Source organism: Rhodococcus sp. SORGH_AS_0303 (genome assembly GCF_030819335.1).
In the GTDB taxonomy this organism is placed as follows: domain Bacteria; phylum Actinomycetota; class Actinomycetes; order Mycobacteriales; family Mycobacteriaceae; genus Rhodococcoides.
Genome location: NZ_JAUTBO010000001.1, coordinates 4,069,186 through 4,088,363 on the forward strand (window position 1 = coordinate 4,069,186; position 19,178 = coordinate 4,088,363).

12 protein-coding genes are annotated in these 19,178 nt (G+C 70.4%); 4 read left to right on the forward strand and 8 right to left on the reverse strand.

Features of this window, described 5'->3' with window-relative positions; genetic code table 11:
• Positions 1 to 21: 21 nt before the first annotated feature.
• The 3 genes from dnaJ to dnaK are packed head-to-tail and all read right to left on the reverse strand — an operon-like array spanning position 22 to position 3,696.
• The gene (dnaJ, locus tag QE449_RS19295) at positions 22 to 1,203 is read right to left on the reverse strand and encodes a molecular chaperone DnaJ (protein WP_027506926.1); all 1,182 of its coding nucleotides are present in this window, start codon (positions 1,201 to 1,203) and stop codon (positions 22 to 24) included.
• A 43-nt stretch (positions 1,204 to 1,246) separates the two neighbouring features.
• Entirely contained in the window at positions 1,247 to 1,855 is a 609-nt protein-coding gene (gene grpE / locus QE449_RS19300; RefSeq protein ID WP_051613622.1) for a nucleotide exchange factor GrpE, read from the reverse strand.
• Positions 1,852 to 3,696, reverse strand: a complete 1,845-nt coding sequence (dnaK, locus tag QE449_RS19305; RefSeq protein WP_027506927.1) for a molecular chaperone DnaK — start codon at positions 3,694 to 3,696, stop codon at positions 1,852 to 1,854. The genes grpE and dnaK overlap by 4 nt, the downstream gene beginning before the upstream one ends.
• Before the next feature lie 452 nt (positions 3,697 to 4,148).
• Between dnaK and QE449_RS19310 the strand changes: the two genes are divergently transcribed.
• Positions 4,149 to 5,006 (forward strand): ABC transporter ATP-binding protein, encoded by an 858-nt coding sequence (locus QE449_RS19310; RefSeq protein WP_307109447.1) that lies wholly within the window; start codon positions 4,149 to 4,151, stop codon positions 5,004 to 5,006.
• Between the two features lie 281 nt (positions 5,007 to 5,287).
• Complete coding sequence (locus tag QE449_RS19315) at positions 5,288 to 6,136, forward strand: ABC transporter permease (RefSeq protein WP_307109448.1); 849 nt, start codon at positions 5,288 to 5,290, stop codon at positions 6,134 to 6,136.
• 5 nt (positions 6,137 to 6,141) lie between these two features.
• On the opposite strand, the gene QE449_RS19320 is transcribed toward QE449_RS19315, so the two are convergent.
• A complete protein-coding gene (locus QE449_RS19320) occupies positions 6,142 to 6,858 on the reverse strand; it encodes an SDR family oxidoreductase (protein WP_027506930.1) in 717 nt (238 codons plus the stop codon).
• A gap of 151 nt (positions 6,859 to 7,009) precedes the next feature.
• On the opposite strand from QE449_RS19320, the gene QE449_RS19325 reads away from it, so the two are divergent.
• On the forward strand, positions 7,010 to 7,843 hold the full coding sequence (locus QE449_RS19325; protein ID WP_027506931.1) for a hypothetical protein: 834 nt from the start codon (positions 7,010 to 7,012) through the stop codon (positions 7,841 to 7,843).
• 24 nt (positions 7,844 to 7,867) lie between these two features.
• Here QE449_RS19325 and QE449_RS19330 read toward each other — a convergent pair whose 3' ends face one another.
• On the reverse strand, positions 7,868 to 9,163 hold the full coding sequence (locus tag QE449_RS19330) for a lipase family protein (RefSeq protein WP_231476455.1): 1,296 nt from the start codon (positions 9,161 to 9,163) through the stop codon (positions 7,868 to 7,870).
• Between the two features lie 181 nt (positions 9,164 to 9,344).
• Here QE449_RS19330 and QE449_RS19335 point away from each other — a divergent pair, with 181 nt between their 5' ends.
• The gene (locus tag QE449_RS19335) at positions 9,345 to 9,902 is read left to right on the forward strand and encodes a hypothetical protein (protein WP_051613623.1); all 558 of its coding nucleotides are present in this window, start codon (positions 9,345 to 9,347) and stop codon (positions 9,900 to 9,902) included.
• A gap of 2 nt (positions 9,903 to 9,904) precedes the next feature.
• On the opposite strand, the gene QE449_RS19340 is transcribed toward QE449_RS19335, so the two are convergent.
• From QE449_RS19340 to QE449_RS19350, 3 genes are all read right to left on the reverse strand, one after another.
• Complete coding sequence (locus QE449_RS19340) at positions 9,905 to 11,374, reverse strand: dynamin family protein (protein WP_307109449.1); 1,470 nt, start codon at positions 11,372 to 11,374, stop codon at positions 9,905 to 9,907.
• The gene (locus QE449_RS19345) at positions 11,371 to 13,200 is read right to left on the reverse strand and encodes a dynamin family protein (protein WP_231476460.1); all 1,830 of its coding nucleotides are present in this window, start codon (positions 13,198 to 13,200) and stop codon (positions 11,371 to 11,373) included. The genes QE449_RS19340 and QE449_RS19345 overlap by 4 nt, the downstream gene beginning before the upstream one ends.
• A gap of 239 nt (positions 13,201 to 13,439) precedes the next feature.
• Positions 13,440 to 19,076 (reverse strand): IniB N-terminal domain-containing protein, encoded by a 5,637-nt coding sequence (locus tag QE449_RS19350; protein ID WP_307109450.1) that lies wholly within the window; start codon positions 19,074 to 19,076, stop codon positions 13,440 to 13,442.
• Positions 19,077 to 19,178 lie beyond the last annotated feature (102 nt).

A 19,178-nucleotide genomic window follows, 5' to 3' on the forward strand; every position in this document is an offset into this window, starting at 1 on the left:
TCTCCTCTCGCATCAGAACCGTCAGGCTCCGGGCCACCCGGAGCGGGGATCGAAACCACTCGCCTTCTCCGCCGCAGCGTAGGCCTCGAGGGCATCGCGTGCCGCGTCGTCCAATTCGGACGGCACGGCCACCTTCACCGTGACCAACAGGTCACCGATCTTCGACTTCTTGGGAATGCCGCGACCCTTCACCCGGAAGGTGCGGCCGTCGACCGTTCCCGCCGGAACCTTCAGACCGACTCGGCCGTCGAGCGTCGGCACCGACAGCGTCGTGCCGAGCACCAGTTCGCTGTACGCGACGGGAACCGTGAGGGTGAGATCGTCACCCGTGCGGCCGAACACGGCGTCGCTCTTCACGTGCACGGTCACCAGCAGATCGCCGGCGGCAGCGCCGCGCAGACCGGCCTCGCCTCGGCCGGCCACTCGGACACGTTGCCCGTCACTGACACCGGCAGGAACCCGCACCGTCACCGACCGGGTGCGGTTCTGCACGCCGGTGCCGCGGCAGTCGGTGCACGGATCGTCGATGATCGAGCCGGTGCCCCGGCAGTCGTCGCACGGCTCGCTGAAGCCGAACGCGCCCTGGTTACGGCTGACCACACCGGCACCGTTGCACCGCGGGCAGACCCGCGGGCTCGTGCCGGGCTTCGCGCCGCTCCCGTGACAGGTGGTGCAGGACGACGGACTCGTGATGGACAGCGGGACAGACGTTCCCACCGCCGCGTCACGGAAGTCGAGCGTCACCTCGGCCGCGAGATCACTCCCACGCCGGGGACGCGACGACGCGGCCTGGGTACGACCACCGGCCGCGCCACGGTTGAACAACCCGCCGAACAGATCACCGAGATCGGCTCCGCCACCGGCACCTCCGAAGAGGTCACCGACGTCGAACCCGCCGGCCGTACCCCCGCCGCCGAAGTTGGTTCCGCCGCCCGGCGAGAATCCGCCGCGTCCGAAACCACCACTGGCGAACAGTGATCGGGCCTCGTCGTACTCCTTGCGCTTCGCGGGGTCGGAGAGCACCGCATTGGCCTCGCTGACCGCCTTGAAGCGCTCCTCCGCTTTCGCGTCCCCCGGATTGGAGTCCGGATGGTTGTCGCGCGCGAGCTTGCGGTACGCCTTCTTGATCTCGTCCTGCGACGCGGAGGAGGAGACGCCCAGCTCCTTGTAGAAGTCCTTCTCTATCCACTCCCGTTGGCTCACCGGTCGCCTCCTCCTCTCACATCACATCTTCGTTGTGGTCGAACTATGCCTGGTCGGATGCCGCGTCGGCGCCCGAACCGTCGACGACGGCGACCATGGCGGTGCGCAGAACTCGATCACGCACCTTGTACCCCTTGCGGAACACGCTGCCGACGACAGGATCGTTGCCGTCGCCCTCGTGCTGCACGGCCTCGTGCAGCGCAGGGTCGAACGCGTCGCCCTCGTCACCGAAGGCGACGAGACCCTGTGCGGTGATGACGGATTCGAGCTTGTCCGCCACCGACTTCAGCGGCCCCGTCTCGAGGTCACCGTGCTTGCGCGCCCGATCGAGATCGTCGAGCACACCCAGCAACTCGGCCAACACCGACGCCTTGGCGTTGTCGATGTCCACCTGCTTGTCCCGAGCGACGCGTCGCCGGTAGTTGGCGAACTCGGCGCTGAGGCGCTGCAGGTCGGCCGTCCGCTCGGACAGCTCGTCCTTCTCGGGCGCAGTCTCGGAATCCACGGAACCCTCGGACATCTCTGCCTCGAGAACCTCTGCTTCGTCCTCCACGTCACCGGGCTGGGGCGCCGTGGCGGAGCCCGCGAGGGACTCCTCCACGGCGGGGTCGACGTCGGGTGCGTCTACCTTCCCGGTGTCCTCAGCACTCACTTCTTGTCCGTGTCGACCGGCTCGTCCACGACCTCGGCGTCGACGACATCGTCGCTACCGTCGGTCGGGGCTGCGCCGTCGGCACCTGCTCCGTCGGCTGCTGCCGACTCGTACAGTGCCTGACCCAGAGCCTGCGACTCCGTGCTCAGCTTCTCCACCGCTGCCTTGATGGCGGCGATGTCGGTGCCGTTCAAGGCAGTGCGAGCCTCCGCGATGGCCGACTCGACCTTTTCCTTGGTCTCCGCAGGAACCTTGTCCTCGTTGTCCTTGACGAACTTCTCCGTCTGGTAGACGAGCGACTCGGCCTGGTTGCGGGTCTCGGCCTCCTCGCGACGGGTCTTGTCCTCCTCGGCGTGAGCCTCGGCGTCCTTGACCATGCGCTCGATCTCCTCCTTGGAGAGGCCGGAGCCCTCCTGGATCTTGATCGTGTTCTCCTTGCCGGTGCCCTTGTCCTTCGCCGTCACGTGCACGATGCCGTTGGCGTCGATGTCGAACGTGACCTCGATCTGGGGCACACCGCGCGGTGCGGGAGGCAGCTCCGTCAGCTCGAACGAGCCGAGAAGCTTGTTGTGCGACGCGATCTCGCGCTCACCCTGGAAGACCTGGATCTGCACCGACGGCTGATTGTCGTCCGCCGTGGTGAAGGTCTCGGACCGCTTGGTGGGGATGGTGGTGTTGCGCTCGATGAGCTTGGTCATCACGCCACCCTTGGTCTCGATGCCGAGGGACAGCGGCGTGACGTCGAGGAGCAGAACGTCCTTGACCTCACCCTTGAGCACACCGGCCTGCAGTGCGGCGCCGACGGCCACGACCTCGTCCGGGTTGACGCCCTTGTTGGGCTCGCGTCCACCGGAGAGCTCCTTGACCAGCTCGGAGACTGCCGGCATACGGGTGGAGCCACCGACGAGCACGACGTGGTCGATGTCCTTGACCGCGATGCCCGAGTCCTTGACCACGGCCTGGAACGGCGCGCGGGTGCGGTCGAGCAGGTCGGCGGTGATCTTCTGGAACTCGGAGCGGCTGAGCTGCTCGTCGAGGAAGAGCGGGTTCTTGTCCGAGTCCACCGTGATGTACGGCAGGTTGATGGACGTGCTCTGACTCGAGGACAGCTCGATCTTGGCCTTCTCCGCAGCCTCACGCAGGCGCTGGAGAGCCATCTTGTCCTTGGTCAGATCTATGCCGTTCTGAGCCTTGAACTTGTCGACGAGCCAGGTGACGATGCGCTCGTCCCAGTCGTCGCCACCGAGGTGGTTGTCGCCGGACGTGGCGCGGACCTCGACGACACCGTCGCCGATCTCGAGCAGGGACACGTCGAACGTGCCGCCACCGAGGTCGAACACGAGAATGGTCTGTTCCTTCTCGCCCTTGTCCAGGCCGTACGCCAGAGCGGCGGCGGTGGGCTCGTTGACGATGCGCAGGACGTTGAGGCCGGCGATCTGGCCGGCTTCCTTCGTGGCCTGACGCTGTGCGTCCTCGAAGTACGCGGGCACCGTGATGACCGCGTCGGTGATCTCTTCGCCCAGGTACGCCTCGGCGTCACGCTTGAGCTTCATGAGCGTGCGCGCGCTGATCTCCTGCGACGTGTACTTCTTGTCGTCGATGCCGACGGTCCAGTCAGTGCCGATGTGGCGCTTGACGGAGCGAATGGTCCGGTCAACGTTCGTGACGGCCTGGTTCTTCGCGGACTGGCCGACGAGAACCTCTCCGTTCTTGGCGAACGCGACGATGGACGGGGTGGTGCGTGCACCCTCGGAGTTGGCCACCACGACCGGTTCGCCGCCCTCCAGGACGGACACGACCGAGTTGGTGGTCCCGAGGTCGATTCCGACCGCACGAGCCATGTGAAGACCTCCTGATAGATGCTGCTGTGATCGTTCGAGCGTCTGCCTGAGCGAACTGCGCTCAAGTCTGCCTGCCGGATTCTCGCTCCGTCAAGTCGTACTTGAGTGACCCACGCTCAATGGCAGTCGTACGGCTCAACGGAGGGGTGTGCGAGTTTGTTCCCGGAGTGGTCGGCCGGCTGTGGTCCGCGCGTCTGGACCCACCCGATCGCGAGGCTTTCTGCGGATCGGCAGCATTCGACGCGAAAATGTGGCAAAACCTGCACTCGGCCGTGCCTCAGCATCCACAGGTCGACCGGATCGACGGGATCCCGCCTCCGGCAGCGAGTTGAGGGCACTCACGCATGGTCGGCGCGTGTGAACCCACCCGATCGCGAGGCTTTCTGCAGATCCGCGGAATTCGACGCGAGAGTGTGGCTGAGCACGCGCGTCCGACGGTTAGGGTCCACGGCATGTCACCGGTTCCCGGCACGACCCTGACGGCCCGAGGTCTCACCCGCACGTTCGGACGCCACACAGCAGTCGCGCACGCCGACGTGACGCTCGCTCCCGGCACGGTCACCGGCCTTGTCGGGCCCAACGGCGCCGGAAAGACGACGCTGCTGCTGATGCTCGCCGGCCTCCTGGCTCCCGACTCCGGGACCCTCGAGCTGGACGGGTCTTCGGTCGAGACGGTCGCACTCCGGCGGGCCGTGGGGTGGATGCCGGACGTCTTCGGCACCTGGGACAGCCTCACGGCGACCGAGATCCTGTCCACGTTCGGACGGCTGCACGGGCTGTCGTCGAAGGACGCCCGTGCCCGCGCCGCCGAACTGCTGCAGCAGGTCCACCTCGACGATCGCGCCGACCGACCCGCGCACGAGTTGTCCCGCGGCCAGAAGCAGCGGCTCGGGTTCGCCCGCGCTCTGGTCCACCGACCGCGCATCCTGCTGCTCGACGAGCCGGCGTCCGGCATGGATCCGCGCTCGCGAGTCGAACTGCGCGACGAGGTCCGCCGGCTCGCCGACAACGGATGCGCAGTGCTGGTGTCGAGCCACATCCTCACCGAACTGTCGGAGATGGTGGACGACGTGCTCGTGATGACGGACGGGCGCACGCGGGAGTCGGCACCCGCCACCGAACGATCGTGGCGACTACGCGCGGTGGGCCGGCCTGTTTCGTCGGCCGACATCCTGCGCTTCCCCGACGAGGAGGCCGCGGCGCGACACCTGCGCACGGTCGTCGACTCGGGAGTGCTCGTCGCCGAGTTCGCCCGCGTCGACTCGGAACTCGAGGACGCGTACCTCGCCCTCGACGCGGACAGGACATGACATGGCGGCACGGATGAGCAGCTGGTCGTCGGTGGTCGGCGTACTGATCGGCCTCGAACTCCGGCAGCGACTGCGCACCACGCGGTGGCGCGTCACCCTGGCCGTCACGTTCACGGTCATGTCGCTGGCCGTGTTCGGGTCGATGTATCTGGCACTGTCGGTGGACGAGGCCGATGCGAACTACGACGGCTGGGCGCGCAATCTCTACGCGGTCGTACTGGGAGTCGAGCTGTTCCTCGGCGTGGTCCTCGCCCCCACCCTCACGGCGACGTCGATCAACGGTGACCGCAAGGGACGCGACGCTCGCCGTGGTGCAGGCGACGCCGATCAGCCACTGGCAGTTGGCCGTCGGCAAACTTCTCGGGTCGTGGGTGTCCTGCCTTGCCCTCGTCGCCGTGGCGTCGCCGTACCTGGTGTGGGGCATCGTCGCCGCGCCCTACGGCATCGGCACCTCGGTGCTGGGCGTGATCGTTCTCTGCGTGATTTTTCTGTGCTACTGCGGGATCGGGCTGGGGTACTCGGCCCTGACCGCTCGGCCGGCAGGTTCGGCCGTCCTGACGCAGGCCACCGTGTTCTTCCTCGTGCTGGGCCTCCCGGCGCTGTTCGGCCTGCTCTACTCGACCACGGCGGAGGACCACGAGGTGGTGGGCGCCGAGTACACGTACGTGGACGATTCGTTCGACACCGTTCCGGACTGTCGCGACGTGGCCACGGTGCGCTCCTACGAGCACACCGAGCGTATCTGGTGGCTGTTGGCGCCCAACCCGTTTCTCATTCTCCCGGATGTGGTGGCCGCACATGACAATCCGAGCGTACGTGTCTGGACGTCGGACGAGCGGCCACCCGATCCCAGCGTGGCGCGCCCGATAGCCGAGACGCTCTCGACGGCGCGCACGGGCCCGTACCTGACGGAGCCGACCTGCGCGGACACCGTGTCGACCTACCGCGTGAGCGCCTCGAACCGCAGCTTCTACGACGAGCAGGTCGCGTTCGAATCCGGAAAGATCGGCGACAGTTGGTACCTCGGGCTGGCCGTCAATGTCATCCTGGGAGCTCTCGGACTCACGGTCGCCGCGCGCCGACTCCGCGTTCCGGCCCGCACCTTGCCGAGGGGCGTACGGATCGCCTGAGGCGCTCAGCTCAGCCGTCCACCCCCGTCGACGTGGAGGGTGGTTCCGGTGACGAAGCCGTTGGTGAGCGCGAGAAGTACTGCGGCCGAGACGTCGTCGGGTCGACCCACTCGCCGAGCGGGGTTCTTGGCAGCCGTCGCGTCGAACATCGCCTGCTTGCCGTCCCCCATGCCGTCCCACGCACCCGAGTCGACGATGCCGGGCGAGACGGCGTTGACCCGCAACGGTGCCAGTTCGACGGCCAACGCTTCCGCGAGGAATGCGACAGCACCGTTGGTCGTGGCCATGACGGCGAGGCCCGGCGCCGGCTTCCATGCGGCGACACCGGAGAAGAACACGAACGAGCCGCCGTCCCGCAGCGTGGGCGCGAAGTGCTTGGCCAGCAGGATCGGTCCGACGACCTTGGCTGCGAACGCGCGCTCGACGGCGGCGCGGTCGAGGTCTGCGACCGGGCCGTTGGCGTGGTTCGCCGCGAGCGACACGACGTGATCGAGAGGTCCGAGCGTGGTGACGGCGGCGGCGATGGACGATTCGTCGTCGAGGTCGAGGTGCACCGCCGATGCGCCCGAGCCGAGCTCGGCGACAGTGTCGGCCAGGGCCTCCGGGCGTCGACTGCCGAGGACGACTTCCGCGCCGGCGGCGAGCGCGTCCTTGGCAATGCGCCGCGCGATGCCCGACGAGCCGCCGACGAGAAGGATGCGGGTGTTCTGCAGGGTGCTCATGACGGTGTGTCCCTTCCGCGGCCCCGTCTCTCGCGGCCACGGAAGGTTCAGCGCACCGGGCCCGCAGCATCATCCCGTCGCGCTATCGATAGTTTCGCGACTTGCCATCCATACTCTCTATGACAACAGCGTGGCGGCATAATCGACCAGCATGACGTTCGACGAGGTGGCCGACGAGCTGTACGGGCTGGACCCGTCCGACTTCGTCGCCGCGCGCACCGGCCGGCAGAAGCAGGCGCGTTCCGACGGCGACAAGGACCTGGCCAAGCAGATCGGTGCGCTGCGCAAACCGACGATCGTCGGGTGGGTGCTGAACGTGACGGTGCGCGACGCGGAGGACGACGTCACAGACCTGCTCGACCTCGGCGAAGCACTTCGTGAGGCGCAGCAACATCTGCGGGAAGGCCGGAGGCCGGCCGGTCGACCGTCGGGTGCCACCCTCCGCACGTTGACGAAGCAGCGGCAACGCGCGGTGCGCGCGCTGGCGAGCCGGGCTGCGGAGATCGCGGAGGATCGCGGTCACCCGATCGGCGAGGACGTCGGGCGCGAGGTGACGCAGAGCCTGAATGCGGCGCTGTCCGATGCGGACATCGCCGACGAGGTGCGGCGCGGCCGGATGCTGGGGGCCGCCGAGTACAGCGGGTTCGGCCCGATGGGGCTGGTGTCCGTCGATCCCGAACCCGCGAAAGAACCGGAACCCGAACCCGACGACACCGCCGAACGGGAGATGGAAGAGCAGCGAGCCCGCGCACAGGCCGAACTCGACGACGCCGAGGCTGCGCTGCAGGATGCGACCGAGGCGCTGGAGCACGCCGACCATCGCGTCGACGACCTGCAGGAGTCGGTCGACGCCCTCACCGAGCAACTCGAGAAGGCCCGCGAGGACCTGGAGGCGGCGCAGGACGCGCGTTCCGAGGCGGCGTCGGAGAAGGACGCGTCGACCTCGAGGGTCCGGAACGCGACGAAGCGCCTCGATCGACTGTGATCGAGGCGCTTCGGCGGTGACGGGTCAGGCGCAGTTGCCCGCTGTCGGAACGTCGCGGAACCGGGCGTCGAGCCAATTGGTGCCGGCGCCGAGTCCGATGAAGTCGGGCAGGACGTGGCCGAGCGCGAGCCCGGGGAGGAAGAACGGCAGCTGCTGAGTGTTCAGCTGGACGTTCGAGCCCTTTCCACACCAGGTTGCGGCGAGATCGACGGCCTGGCCGTGCGGAACGATGTCGTCGCCCGTGCCGGTGTCGATGTAGACCGGCGTGGTGGGCGTGCGGTTACCGATCTTGTTCTCGGCGAGAACTGTCTGCGCCTCGGGAATGCGCTTGAGGTAGTCCGACAGCGACTCGCCGGTGGTGATCCACTCGTTGGTGCGGTGGAAGCCCACGGTGAGTGCACTTTCCACGACGCACTGATTCTCGAGTGCCGCCAGCGCAGCCTTGCCGGCCGGGTTGGTCGACGCGTCGATGATCGGGCCCAACTCGGGGTTGGACCGGCGCAGACCGTTCAGGGTGTAGCCGATGACACCGGTGAGGATGGTGCCGTCGACCTGGGCCAGCGTCGCTGCCAGATCGGCGACGGGGGCACCGGCGTAGGTGCCCTTGATGTCCAGCTCCGGTGCGTACTCGGGAGCGAGCTCCACGGCTGCTGCCACGGCGCCGCCGCCCTGGGAGTAACCCCAGAGGCCGACCGGGGATTCGGGTCCGACCTTGGTGTTGCCGAGTTGCTGCGCGGCGCGCGCCGCGTCGAGCACCGCGTGCGCTTCGGCGGCGCGGTTGACGTAGGTGTGCGCACCCGGCGTGCCCAGACCGTCGTAGTCGGTGATGACGACGCCGTAGCCGCGGGCCAGCAACGCGTAGGTGGAGAGCAGCTCGTACTCGACCATGAGTCCGAGTACGGGGGTGTAGGTGAGGACGTTGTTCAACTGGTGCGACGGCGCGCACTGGTCGCCCTGGCCGTGGGTGCCGGGGGCGATCACCACGAGCGGGCGCGGACCGGGGCCGGTCCACTCGGCCGACGGGTCGATGTACGTCCCGGTGACGGCCACCGGCGCGTCGTTGGCGTCCTGCGACCGGTACATCAGGCGCGTCGCGGTGCCGGGGATCGGTCCCTGCGGCAAGGGAAGCGACAGTGCGAGATTCGACGGCCCGGTACGGATGAGGTCACCGTCGTTCCCGGCGGGAAGCGGCGAGGGGGGCGTGTAGAAGCTCGAGGCCGGGCCGGGAGGTTCGGCGGTCGCCGTGGGCACCACCGCGCCGAACAGACCGAGACACATCACCAGACCGACGCCGGCAGACCGCAGTTTCCGCACATTCATCCCATCGACAACGGGGCCCTGGCGGGCCCACTACCGCCCTGACCGTAAGTGATGGGGCCCACTTCCGAGAAGCCGGTGTGACCCCGACCGCGGACTTCGTGCTCGATCACTTTCCGAGCCCGAGCGGACGGGGCCGGACCACAACAGGGTCGGGCGGAAACAGACCCTCTAGCCTGAAGCCATGAACGCGTCGGACAGTGTCGAAGGCTCGCAACCCCCGAAGCCGCCCCGCCCGTCGGTGCACGTGACGCCCATGCGGGAGCCGGTTCCCGACGAGCGCCCACGCGCCGTCGATGCCGCCGTGATCCTGTGGAGTCTGTGCCTCGTCGTCCTGGCGGCCACCGGCGCGCTGCTGGGACTCGACCACCAGGGACTACGGTCGCGCCTCGCCGACGTCCTCTCGGCCGACGCCCCCGGCACCTCGGCGGAGGACATCGACTCGACGGTCCTCATCACGCTCGTCGCCGGTGCTGCCGTCGGCGCCGTTGTTCTCCTGGTGGGACTGGCCGGCATCCTGCAGATCCGCGGCCGACGCCCCACCGGACGATCCACGCTGACCCTGGTCGGCATCGTCGCCGCCGCGGGATCGATCGCGTTCTGGATCGCGACCTCCGATGCGCTGGAGCAGCCCACGACGTATGCGCCGTTCGTCGTCGCGGCCCTCGCTCTGCTGGGCACCGCTCCGCTGTTCGTCCCCGCCGTCGGGCGATGGCTCGCGGCCGCTCCCGTCCGGCGCTGATCTCAGCGGCGGTCGAGCTCCGCGAGGATGCCCTCGGCGCTGCGCGCGGCGATGTCGCACGCCCGCGCCGTGAACCGGTCGAGCAGCGGATGGGACGCGCGGGAGCGCCAACTGCGGACCGCGTCGAAGGCCGTCTTGCGCTGCAGTTCCACCGAGTCGTCGGGATCGAGCCCCAACCGCGTCGTCGTCTCGGTGCCCTGCGCACCCACCAGTCGAGCGAGCTCCGCCTTCTCCGGCTCGGACAGCCGCACCTCGCGTGCCCGTAGCTGACCGAGCAGACGCAGTTCCTTGAACCCGTGGACGTCGGCGAGGGTGGATCCCACCTCGTCGATGATGGCGCGCGATCCCGCGGCCGGTGAGGCGCGCAGCACGCGATCGAGAGCGACGAGGGCCGAGTGCGCCTTGAGCTGGTCGGCTCGCTCGCCGAACTGAACGTCGATGATGTGCCGTAGCTCCTCGAGTCCACTGCGCTCGACGAGTTCCCTTGCGAGCGAGGGCGAATCGCGCGTGCCCATGCGGATGAGCGTGACGGCCATCCGGATGCCGAAGAGCCCGAAACGGTCGACGAGTCCGGCGCGCGTCTCCGCATCGACGGGGAGTGGCATGTCCGGGCGGGAGAAGCGGTCGGCCGACAGCATCGCCAGTTGGAGGTCGTCGGGCGGAGCGTCGGCCAACGCGACGAGCGCGCCGAACTCGCTCTGCCGCAACGTCCGTGCCCCGAGGGCGAGCAGGCCGGCGACGGGCACGACGGCCTGGCACAGACCGGTCTTCTCGAGCTCCACCGCGAAGCGGGACGCCACTTCCTTGGCCGACATCATCGCGTCCATGCGACCGGCGCCCACCTCGTCGGCACGCGAGACGACGCCGACCACGCCGAGGGGGCCGGAGTCGCCACCGACCGCGTCGTTGATGCGGGTGAGGAACGACGTGTCGGACGCGCTCAGGGTGCGCAGGAGATAGACCACGGCGTCGGCGCCGGACGCGGAGTCCTCGGGCGTCAACATCGACAACGTCCGCTCGGACACGTCCAGGGACAGCGACGACGTGCCGGGGGTGTCGATGATGGTGTTGCGGGCCAGGGTTCGCGCCGGCCACTCGACGTCGAGGCGGTCCACGCGGTCGGCGGTGAGATCGCCGAAGTCGAACGACAGTCGACCACCCCGTCGCAACACCGGGATGCTCATCGAGCGGTCCCCGTCGTACCGGGCCGTCACCGAGGGAGACGTCCCGCGGCGGTACCACGTGACCACGCGGGTGCACTCGGTCGCGTCGGTGGGGGCGATGTCCTGTCCGACGAGCGCGTTGAGGAGCGTCGACTTGCCGGCCTTGAGTGATCCGGCGAGCGCGACGCGCAGCGGCTCGTCGAGCCGGTCCGCGCAGACGCGCAACGCATCCCGGACGTCCGGCTCCCGCACGTACTCCGCCTGCGCCGCCGCGACGAGTTCCCGCGCACGGTCGAGCGTGACACTCACGAGCCGGTACCGATCTGCGTGCGGTCCGCACGAGCCGCCTCGACGACCTTGTCTGCCTCGGCGGCTTCGACGGCCTCGGGGTCGAGCTTCTGCGCGATGCTGCGCAGTGCAGAGATCTTCTTCAGTGACTGCTCCAGTTCGGCTGTGCGCGCGGCACGCTCGGACGAGGCGCCGGTCGCCGCCTCCTGCGCGGCACGCAGCGAGTCGCTCACCGAGCGCACCGTCTGATCGGCCATGTCGGTGAAGTGGTCACGGAGCTGGCGCTGGACGAGCCGCAGGCGGTCTTTGGACTCCTTGCCCACCTGGAAGCTGACGTCGTCGGTGAACTTGCGGATGGCGACCTTCGCGTCGGCCCGCCGCTTGAGCACCCGCGCCTCCTTGTCGTCCTTGTAGGCCTTGCTGCCCAGCAGGACTCCGGCGCCGAGCGAGATCGGATTGAGCAGCGCCAGTCCCATCATCGTCGTGATGAGTCCGAACATGAGCACGCCGCCGTAGGAGCCGCGCATGCCCACGAGCACCTTCGAGGTGATGCCCATCCGGCCGGACTCGAGGTCCCCCAGTGAGGTCACCGGGTCCATGACGCCGTCGACGTTCGCGATGTTCATCGCCGGGATGTGCGCATCGGCCGTCTCGGCGAAGTGCCGAGCGACCGTCTCGGCGAGCCACAGGGACCGCTCGTGCGCCCAGACGAAGTTGTCCCCCACGGCGGAGGCGATCTGGTCCTCGAGCCACTCACCGATGCGCGGCCAGTCCTTGCCCGGGTCTCCCCCGTCGACCGCCTCCTCCGCCTCACGGGTGATGACGCGCAGCCGGTCTCGCAGGTCGTGGTCGATGTCGGCGGCCAGATCGGTGATGCCGTCGTTGAGTGTCTGCTGCCACCGACTGCTGCGCTTCTGCATGTCCTCGGCGTTGGCCCGCGCCTGTTGCAGACCGGCCACCGCCGCGGCGGCGGTCTCCGGATCGCGAAGCGCCGCGAGTTCACTGCCCAGGGCGAGGGCGAGATGCTCGGACACCGAGCGGACGTCGAGAGCGACGGCCTTGCGAGTGGTGGCGTCGGCACGCTGCACCACACCGCGGAGGAAGTCGTAGAGAGCCGGGAAGCCGGCCTCCTTGTCGAGCGAATCGTCCTTCAGCCGCAGCGCGTGCGAGCGGAGCATCGACGAGATCGGCATCAGCGGAACGTCGATGCCCTGCCGCGCGAGGTGCCCGCGATCGGCCTCGACGATGCGCCGCCAGTGCGGGTACAGGTCGGTCTTGGTCACCAGGCACGCGACCGCCGGGCACAGAGTCACCACCTGGCGCAGGAAGGCCACCTCGGGCTCGGTGAACTCCTGACTCGAATCGGACAGCACCAGAACGGCATCCGCCGACGTGACCAGACCCAGGGTGCTGTTGGCGTGCGGGTTGCCGTGGCCGCCGACGCCGGGGGTGTCGATGACGACGAGCCCGTCCTTCAGCAGCGGGCTGGGCACGGAGATCTCGAGGCGCAGGATCTCGCGACCCTCCGCGCGCGGGTCGGTCGGTGTGACGGCATGGATGTCCGCCATGGGGATGTCGATGTGCACCGGGTCGGCACCGATCTCGCCGACCACCAGCTCCGCCCGCTCGGTCTCCGCGTACGCGACCATCGTGGGCACCGCGGTGGTCTCGTCGTCGCCCACCGAACACACGTCGAGGCCCAGCAGCGAGTTCACGAACTGACTCTTGCCCTGCTTGAGCGGTCCGACCACGACGATGCGCAGGCGCGGATCGAGCACCCGCTCACGCGCCGCCGTCAACCGGTCGAGAAGGTCGCGGCGACCGGCACCGGACGCCACCTCGCCCATCCGGGACAGGAGCTCGGCCAGCTGCGTCGCCTGCGTCGGCGCGGGGGTCTTCCCGGCGCCGGTCTGCACGGCGGGTGGTGCGTCGTTCTGCATGTGGTCCCGATCTGTCTGCGGTGGCAACGGGTCGAGCGCGTCTGTGAGCATTCACCATCTGCGGCGGTGTGACCCTCACGGTAAGCGCCGACGACCCCGTACGCATAAGCGCGTACGGGGTCGTCGGTGTTACAGAGCGCGGGTGATCAGTTGGCGTCTCCCGCGTCGGCCGCGTCGTCATCGGCCACAGCGCCGGTGTCGAGGCCGTCGTCCGCGGAGCTCAGTCCACCGCCGAGGGTGTTCGACAGGCCGTCGGTCAGGCCACCGGTGAGTCCGCCGCCGAGCCCGGAGACGGTGTCGGTGAGGCCGTCGCCGACTCCGCCGACCGCCGCCGCGGGGCCGTCGAAGGCACCCTCGGCGTCGACGTCCTGCCAGGAGGTGGCCTCGCCGGCGATGTCGCCGCCGAGTCCGCCGTCCGTGGTCACTGCGCCGAGCGCGTCGCCGGTGACGTCGGTGACCGCGCTCAGGCCCAGTCCGTCGGTCGCTCCGGTGACGCCGCCGAGCACGGCGTCGGTGGAGTTCTGGAACTGGCCCACCGCGTCGGCGGTGGCGTCGATGCCGCCGTCGAGTGCGCCGGTGAACTCGGACGTGTTGTCCAGTCCGCCGGTGACCTCGCCGTCGGGCGAGATCTCGAAGCCGCCGAAGACGCCGCCCGCGCCGGTCGCAGCGCCGGTCAGGCCGCCCTGCAGCTCCGAGCCGAGCTCGAGCCCGCCCTGCGTGACGCTGTTCAGGCCCAGCCCGAGGCCGCTGGCGAGGCCGCCGCCCAGGCTCGCCACCGCACCGGTGACCGCGTCGGGATCGGTGACCGCGCCGCCGACACCGGTGAGGGTGCCGTCCAGTCCGCCGGCGACCGCACCCACGGCGCCGAGGCCACCGGTGAGGGTGGTCAGTGCGCTGAGGCTGCCGTCGAGGCCGGTGTTCGCGTCGAGCAGTCCGCTGATCGGCAGACCCTCGGCGTCGAGCGCGCCGCCGGCGGAGACCGCCGTGTCGAGTGCGGCGTCGAGCATCGTGGTGAGGTCACCCGTGGCTCCGAGTGCCGTTCCCAGGGACGCCACCGGATCGCCGCCGCCGGCGATGTCGAGCAGAGCGCCGAAGGCTCCGCCGAGCTCCGCACCCGCCGTGCCGCCGACGCCGAAAGCTGCGGTCAGCGTCGCGGGCAGGTCGCCCAGGGCGCCGGTGTCCACGCCGCCGACGAGGCCGAGCGCCCCGTTGAGCGCAGTGCCGAACTGGCCGACCGGGTCGGTCTCCAGGTCGAGGACACCGCCGACGTTCAGTGCGTCGCCGAGTGCGGCGGAGACGATGCCGCCGAGGTCACCCTCGAGCAGTCCGTTCGCATCCAGATCGGCGAGCACCGTGCCGCCGAGCACCGTGCCCAGTGCGGTTCCCAGTCCTGCTGCGGCTGCGCCGCCCAGTCCCAGTGCCGCGGCCAGGCTGCCCGTGAGGTCCGGCAGCTCCGTGTCGGGCAGGCCGACTCCCGCGACCAGGCCGAGGCCGGTCGAGACAGCGCCGCCGAGCAGGCCGGCGAGGTCTGCGTCCAGATCGAGATCCGGAGCCGCACCGAGCACCGTGCCGAGCGCGGCGTCGAGGTCCAGCCCACCGGCCAGCAGTGCACCGAGCTGGGCCTGCAGATCGGCGGTCAGGGAGCCCCCGAGAGCGGCACCGAGAGTGGCGCCGACCGTGGCGGCGACATCGCCGCCGGCGGCCAGAGCACCGCCGAGTGCAGCGCCGACCGTGGCGGCCAGATCTCCGCCGACCAGGCCGTCGAGATCGAGCGCCCCGCCGAGTCCGAGCGCCGTGTTCAGGGCGCCGGCCAGGGTGGCCGCACCCTCACCGGTGATGCCGAGAGCGGCGGTGACGGCGGCACCCAGATCGGCACCCGCGGTCAGGTCGGTGACGCCGGCGAGGACGCCGCCGAGGGCGAGTCCGAGTTCACCGGCAGCGTCGCCGCCGAGGCCGAGAGCCACGCCGAGGGCGGTGGACAGCTGCGCCGCCACATCGCCGCCGAGCAGTGCCTGCAGGTCACCGGTGAGCAGCCCGCCGGCGCCGAGGGCAGCGCCGAGCGAGCCGGCGAGCGCACCGACGATGTCGGTGTCCAGTGCGCCGGTCAGGCCGCCCAGCAGGTCGGCGTCGAGCAGACCGCCGACGGCTCCGAGCCCGTCCAGATTCGCGAGCCCGTCGAGATCGACCAGCCCGCCGAGTCCGAGTGCGCCGCCGAGGACCGTGCCGAGTGCGGCGTCCAGATCGACGCCGCCGCCCAGCAGACCCGCGAGCTGTGCGCCGAGGTCGCCCGACAGGGCGGTCCCGAGCACGCCGCCGAGGGCGGCGCCCACGTTCGCGGCCAGCGGGCCACCGGCCGACAGTGCTGCGCTGAGCGCGGCTCCGACGGTGGCGGCGACGTCCGCGTCGGCACCGAGGATCGCGGTGAGGTCGAGACCGCCCGCAGCTCCCAGCATCGCGTCGAGTGCGCCCGAGAGCGTGGCGGCGGCATCGCCGGTGACACCGAGTGCACCGGCGAGGACCAGTCCGAGATCGGCGCCGGCCGTGAGGTCGGTAGCCGCTCCGACGAGCCCGCCCAGTGCCAGGCCGAGGTCGCCACCCAGTGCGCCGCCGGCGCCCAGGGCGCCGGAGAGTGCGGCGCCCAGGACGGCGGTGAGGTCGCCGCCGAGCAGTGCGGTGAGGTCGACGTCGGTCAGGCCGCCGACGTTCAGTGCGGCGGCGAGCGTGGTGCCGAGCGTGCCGACCAGGCCGGCGGCCGCGTCGGCACCGATGCCGAAGACCCCGTCGAGGTCGAGAGCGCCGCCCAGGACGGCGGTCAGTGCGGTACCGAGATCGGCGCCGCCTGCCAGCAGTCCGGTGAGCTGGGCGCCGAGGTCGGCGCCGAGCACGGCAGCGAGGGTGGTGCCGAGTGTCGCGCCCAGTCCTGCGGCGACGTCGCCACCGGCGGCGAGTGCGCCCGTGAGCGCAGCCGTGATGTCGGCGCCTCCGACCACACCGAGTGCGGCGTCGAGCGCGCCGGCGAGCTGCGCGGTGAGTCCACCGGTCAGGTCGCCGTCGAGGCCGAGGGCCGCGGTGAGCGCCGCTGCGAGGTCGGCGCCGAGGACGCCGTCCAGGTCCAGACCCGCGGTGACCGTGCCGAGCACGTCGCCCAGGGCCAGGCCCACGTTCGCCGCCACGTCGCCGCCGGCCGCGAGAGCCGTCGCGAGTGCGGCGGAGAGCTGCGCGGCGAGGCCGCCGGTCAGCAGGCCCGCGAGATCGGCGTCGAGCAGACCGCCCGCACCGAGCACGGCTGCGAGCGAGGTGCCGAGCGTGGCGACGAGGTCGCCGCCGAGGCCGAGGGCACCGGACGGATCGAGGACACCGCCCAGCAGGGTGGTGAGGCCGGCACCGAGGTCCAGACCACCGGCGAGCAGGCCGACGAGCTCGGCGCCGAGGTCGCCGGACAGGACACCGCCGAGGGCCGCGCCGAGCGTGGCACCGAGGTTGGCTGCCACCGCGCCGCCGGCGGCGAGAGCGCCGGAGAGTGCGGTACCCAGGGTGGCCGCGAGGTCCAGGTCGCCGAGGACGCTGAGGTCGTTCAGCACGTTCAGGTCGCCCAGCACGCCGAGTCCGCCGAGCAGGTCGAGATCGCCGGCCAGGCCGAGGACACCGTCGAGAGCGGCACCGAGCTGAGCGGTGAGGCCCGCTGCGAGTCCACCGGTGAGTCCTGCGCCGACACCGAGTGCGCCGGTGAGGGCTGCGGCGAGGGTGGCACCGAGTCCGGCCACCGCGTCGACGTCGAGACCGCCCGCGACGTCCACGAGTCCGGCGAGCACGCCGCCGAGGGCGAGTCCGAGGTCGCCGCCCAGGTCGCCGCCGACGGCGAGAGCGCCGGCCAGCGCGGCAGCGAGCTGAGCACCGAGATCGGCACCGAGCAGTGCGGTCAGATCGCCACCGAGCAGGCCGCCCGCGCCGAGGAGAGCCTCGAGGGAACCGCCGAGCGTGGCCAGGACACCGGCACCGAGGCCGAGTGCGCCGTCGACGTCGAGCAGGGCACCGAGGTCGGCGAGAGCGCCGATGTCCAGCAGGCCGCCGAGGCCGAGAGCGCCGTCGAGGATGGTGGCCAGTGCCGCACCGAGGTCCAGCTCACCGGCCAGCAGTCCGACCAGCTGAGCACCGAGGTCGGCCCCCAGGACGCCGCCGAGGGCGGCACCGAAGGCCGCGCCGAGCGTGCCGGCGACGGTACCGCCGGCGACCAGCACGCCGCTGAGGGCAGTGGAGAGAGTGGCGCCGAGCGTGGCCGCGATGTCGGCTCCGCCGGCCAGGGCGGCCGCGAGGTCCAGGCCACCGGCCAACTCCAGGACACCGTCGAGCGCGGCGCCGAGCTGCGCACCGATACCGCCACCGAGGCCGAGCACACCGGCGAGGGTCGCGCCGAGGGTGCCGCCGACGCCGAGAAGAGCGTCGAGGTCGAGTGCGCCGGACAGGCCGGTGACGGCTCCGAGGAGCGCGCCGAGGGAGGCGCCGAACTCACCGGCGACGTCTCCGCCGGCAGCGAGGGCTGCGCCGAGAGCCGCGGAGAGCTCGGTGGTCAGCGTGCCTGCCAGCGCGGCGACGACGTTCGCGTCGAGGATGGTGGTCAGCGTCGCGCCGAGATCACCGGCGACGTCGACGGCAGCGGCGAGTGCACCCGAGAGAGCAGCGGTGATGTCGGTGGTCACACCGAGCGCGCCACCGACGACGACACCGAGCGATCCGGCGACATCGAGTCCGGCGGTGAGGGCGGCGGCCAGATCGGCGCCGAGCGAGCCACCGGCGGTGACCGCTGCGCCGAGCACGCCGCCGAGTGCGGCGCCGACATTCGCGCCGAGCACACCGCCCACCGAGAGTGCGTTGGAGAGAACGCCGGACAGACCGACGACGGCGTCGAAGTCGAGACCGGCGACGGTGCCGAGCACGGCGTCGAGGGCGGCCGTGAGCTGGGCTCCGGCACCCACGCCGAGGCCGAGCGCTGCGGTGAGCGCACCGGCCAGGGTGGCGCTGAGGTCGACCAGCGTGTCGAGGTCGAGGACGCCGCCGAGGGCGAGGAAGGCGTCGAACGCCGCGCCCAGTGCGGCACCGAACTCGGCGGCGAGGTCGCCACCGAGGGAGAGTCCGTTGGCCAGGACGAGGGCGAGGACCGTGGTGAACTGGCCCGCGATGTCGAGGTCGCCCAGGTCGATGAGGCTGAGGTCGAGTCCGCCGAGCAGGTCGATGTCGCCGATCCCGCCGAGGTCCAGCGAGGCCAGGTTCAGGCCGCTGAGGTCGAGCGAGGCCAGGTTCAGGCCGCTCAGATCCAGGTCACCGAGGTTCAGGTTGCCGATGCTGCCGATCGCCAGGCCGCCACCGATGAGGGTCGGGCTGAAGGTGAAGCCGCCCAGGTCGAAGCCCCCGAAGTTGTTGTTGCTGAAATTTCCGTTGTTGTTGTTGTTTCCGAAGTTCACCGCGTTGCTGCCGAACGTGGGGCCGCCGACGGCGACGTTGTTGCCGCCGAAGACGGTGCTGTTGTTCACGCTGCCCGCATTCACGACGGTCGAGTTCACGACGTTGGAGGAGCTGCCCGCGTTCACGATCGAGGCGAGACGCGATCCGCCGGCGAACAGTCCGGACTCGGCGACCATGGGCGCCACGGCCACGATGTCGGCGTGGCACACGTCGGGCAGGCCGGCAGCGTCCAGCGAGGCCTGGGGGTTCGCGCAGTAGGCGGCGGCGGCCTTGTCGTCGCGAAGAAGGCTGAGGATGAAGTCGAGTACGGCGTTCGTGGCCATCGGGATCTCCTGGGTGTGTGTGAACCGGTGTCGGCAGACGGTGTGTGTGCAGGCGTCGAGGTGGTCGGGCCGACTGTCTCGGCACGTTGAGATCAAAACTAG